General features: G+C 33.8%; 3 protein-coding genes. All 3 read right to left on the minus strand.

Annotation, left to right across the window (positions count from 1 at the left end):
- Positions 1–880, minus strand: an 880-nt coding sequence (locus Q8907_13390) for a carboxypeptidase-like regulatory domain-containing protein (GenBank protein ID MDP4275265.1), incomplete at its 3' end; no start/stop codon positions are given.
- Positions 881–1733: 853 nt separating this feature from the next.
- Complete coding sequence (locus Q8907_13395) at positions 1734–2939, minus strand: FecR domain-containing protein (protein MDP4275266.1); 1206 nt, start codon at positions 2937–2939, stop codon at positions 1734–1736.
- Between the two features lie 248 nt (positions 2940–3187).
- Complete coding sequence (locus tag Q8907_13400; protein MDP4275267.1) at positions 3188–3829, minus strand: sigma-70 family RNA polymerase sigma factor; 642 nt, start codon at positions 3827–3829, stop codon at positions 3188–3190.
- Positions 3830–4251: the final 422 nt, after the last annotated feature.

The following is a 4251-nucleotide window of genomic DNA, read 5'->3' on the forward strand; positions in this document are numbered from 1 at the left end:
CGGAAGGGTCAATATTGTTTAAGTCACGTTCAATACCATCAACCAATACCAATGGCGTTGTTGTTCCTGAGAAACTCGATATACCCCGAATCCAGAAATTGGAATTATCATATCCGGGTTCACCCGAACGTGTTACAGCGATCAAACCTGAAACTTGTCCGGCAAGGTTATTGGATAAGGAGCGGGTTGAACCTACCTGCAATTTTTGGGGTTCCAGGGTTTCAATGGCTCCGACAACCGATAATTTTTTCTGGCTACCATAACCTGTTACCACAATTTCGTTCAAGGCCATTACATCTTCTTCCAATATGACATTAAAATTAATTTCGTTACCTACTTTAATTCTCTGAGTTTTGTAACCCATATAAGAAAATTCGATCTCGGAATTTTTATCGGGGATATTCAAATAAAAATGTCCGTTCTCATCCGTAATCGTATTTCTCAAATTTTCTTCACCGACCACTTTTACACTTACACCGGGCAAAGCATTTTTTTCTTTATCCAGTACCGTTCCCGAAACATGTATATCGTTATTGACAGGCTTTCTCCTAACAACAGGTTGGTTGTGAATGGTAATTTGGCGGTCTTTGATTTCATAGGTATTGTTTGTTCCCGCAAAGACTAGGTCCAATATTTCGCTTACAGATTTATTTACTGTATTTACTTTAACTTTGCGGTTTAGATCGATAGTCCCGTCCCGGTAAACTATGATAAACTTACTATTCTTCTCAATTTGTTTAAAGACCTGTAAAACGGTCATCTCTCCATGAATGGAAAAGATTTCCTCCTTTGAGTTAGATTGGGCTGCTGAAATGTTTTTTGTAGCGAATAGAAATAGTAAAAAAATCAGGAAAAAGTTTCTTATGGATAAAAAAGGCATTACTTTAACTTTTATATGCCTATTAGTAAAGTAATTTTTCATACATTTAAAGGTTTAAGTTAGCGATAAATTTTAATCTTAAAATTTTCAGGTTGGAGGGGTTGTTGAAGAACCAATTCAACCTTTTTTTAATTCTACGGTCCATTTTCTTCCATTTTGTATATGTTTATTTAATTATTAGTAGTGATGCGTTTACTTAAAAAAGTTTAAAACCCTGATCATAAATTCAATAAAGCCTTATTTGATTTTTTGATTTGAATTGACTTGTAATTTTGCACCTTTTAAGTGCAAAATTTTGAATTCAGGTAAGTCTATTTTTGCTCCGATACTTTAGTTTGAATATGTAGGAGTATGAAAAGCAGGTTAACAGATGTAAAGGGAACTCTCGAATCCGGGTTAAATTATTGGAATCAGATCATTCAGCTTTTCTTGGTCAGCAACCTTCCGAATCTTATTAAGAAATATTTGTTTATGCCTGAAAAACCTATAAAACAAACTTTATCATCTTGTTATAAATAAAAAAGTTAATTAGTACACCCTGTCACGTGCAAATGAAAATAGGAATTGGAAAATTTTGCCTGCAGGTACTTGATCAAATGAGTAAGACCCATATACTTTAACAACCCGATGCCTGTCTTATCATCTCTCAGATAAAATATGTACTTAATAATACTTTGTCAATCTATGCGGTAATTCAAATTTCAGGTATATCTGTTTAGGATAAAATATCAGTAAAATAGCCACTTACAGAAATACAAATCAATCAAATTTTCAAAGAACAAAAGTAATTTGTTTAATATCAATAATTTATCAGATCATCGGTAATAAATAATAACAAACAAATTTTCAATTATCATTTTAAATGATATTCCTCATCTTTCGCAACAACTTTCGCCGGGATTATCGAAGCTAAATTTTCTAATACATCCTTCAAATCTTCCCGTATATCCAGCTTCCCGCTAAAAGTAACATTCGATATTTTCGGGCTGACAACGATTTTCTTCCCATAATGCTGCATTAATTTATCTGCAATGTTTTGGATAGATTCCTCATGAAATTCATAGTATCCATCTACCCAACTTATATATTGAGACACATTAACATTCTTTATTATTTGGACATCTCCGGACTGTTGGTAAGAAAGCATTTCTCCCGGATTTATTATTTTTTGTAGGTTATTGCTGGTTTGTACTTGAACTCTTCCATGAACCAAAACGACAGTATGCAACATCTTCCCTGCACTGGTACATACATCAAAAGCTGTCCCCAACACCTGAACATTCATACGATCTGTTTTAACAATAAAAGGTCTGTTTTTGTCGGGACTAACTTGTAAATATGCTTCTCCTTCCACATAAACTTCACGTTTTTCTTTAGAGAAAGTTACAGGATATACGATCCGGGTATTTGCATTCACGTTCATTCGTGTACCATCCGAAAAAATAATATAGGAACGTTTCCCTGCAGGAACGATCAATTGATTGTAGGTATTGGTTCCTCCTTTTATTTTTTGTACCGGCTTGGAGTTAATTGCGAGCATACTATCCCGGGTATATTTCACTTCGCTTTCTCTTCCGGCAATTTTTAATGTTTTATCATCGAACGATAACAACCGGACATCACTTTGACCATTTATCGCCATTCGTTTTGCTTTTAGGATATAATCTGCTAATCCCGATTGCGTTGATGTTGAATTTGTAGGATGAAACCAGGTACTGAAAGCAATAAACAATGCCACACAAGCGGCAACATTAGCCACTCCCCAATAAATAGTTCTTTTTATTTTGCGGGTTTTGTCGAAAGCTGCATTTTTTTCCTGCACTTGTTGCCACAATCTGTTGATTTCATCATTCGACAATCTTTTCCCCTGACTTTGTGAAACGGCTTTCAAAAAAGAATGAGCGCGATGAATTTCTTTCCCCAACTGTTGGTCATATAATTCCATGTCCGCCCAGAAATGCCTGCTCTCTTTAGTTGGATTCAATTCGGAATCAAGAAAATAAGCATCATTCAACAGATCAACTACTGTATAATTTAAATATGACGATCGTTCTTTCATTCTTTTTTTATTATTTAAGACAAATGAGATTCATATTTCTACTCACTTAGTAGAAAAAAAAATTTAAAATATTTTAGGTTAACATTTTTATCCAACAAAGCCAATCCGGCTAGGAACATAAAATAGAACTATCCCTTTTATTGAATAGCTCCCAAATATCAAAACTTTGCTTTTAGGATGGAAAAGCTTGCTCGAGGCAAATGAATTGCTGAGCAATATAAATAGAAGTTTTCAGGGACGGCAAAAAGCTAAATCGTAGATTCAGCCCCCAGGGAAATACTTAACAATAGAAGGGACATAAAGGATGCCCCATATATTTCGCGCAATTCAGATAAAGCCCGTTGAAGTAAATTATAAGCAGATTGATATTTCAAATCCATCAATTCGCAAATCTCCTCATATTCAAGTCCTTCATAAAAACGGTAATAAATGATTTCTTTCTGCCTGGAGGGCAAATCATTAAGTACGTGGGACAATGTCTTTCTCCGGGATTTTACCGTTTCGTTTTCTATAATCGTTTCTTCGATTGACAAATCAAAATCATAAGGTTTATCTTCTGAGACATGAGAAGAATAGACATTAAACCTTTGTCCTTTCTTAAAAAAATTGAATAAAGAATTTTTTAAAGCAGACATCAGGTAGACCTTCACATTATCGGGCGAAGAAAGATGTTTATGATTCTGATAAACTTGAGTAAATACATCTTGTATGCAATCTTTTACCAATTCAGAATCATCAGTAAAACGGCATCCATATTGATAAAGTTCCTGAACATAATGTAAATATAAAAACGAATAAGCATTTTTATCCCCTTCAATAAACAACTGCCATTGCTGTTTACTCAGATCCTCTATCTTATTTTCCGTAGATATTTGTTCATTTTTAACCATTTTCTAATCATTAAAAGATCTACTTAATGATGTTACTTCTTAGCAACAAATCCTCCTTTCTGTACTTTCCTGCAGCATTTCATCCATTGTTTCCTTAACTTTCAATGTTCATTTGGAAATGGATATTGAAATATCAAATATAAAAATTATTTAAAATAATTTCTGAAGTTTAAAAACTAAACTGGAACCTGCTGTAATACTCCATATTGTAATTAAATTAAGTTGGAACTTTATTTTTTAGTTTTTTATACTATTTGTCATCAGGGAGTTGACGATAACTCAGGCTCTGCCGGGGGCCAAACTGTCAGCAACAGAGTTCCTGCGATATGCTTTTATTCCGGTACCGGGTATATTTTTAATGAGTTTTAAATTTTCTCATAAAATGGCAACATGGATAATTTTTTTATAAATGAGGCTCATAA

This window comes from Bacteroidota bacterium, from assembly GCA_030706565.1.
Lineage (GTDB): Bacteria > Bacteroidota > Bacteroidia > Bacteroidales > JAUZOH01 > JAUZOH01.

Bases quoted from the DNA above. Each gene is read 5' to 3' on its own strand.
- Q8907_13395 (MDP4275266.1), bottom strand. From the start codon at position 2,939: ATGAAAGAACGATCGTCATATTTAAATTATACAGTAGTTGATCTGTTG.
- Q8907_13400 (MDP4275267.1), bottom strand. From the start codon at position 3,829: ATGGTTAAAAATGAACAAATATCTACGGAAAATAAGATAGAGGATCTG.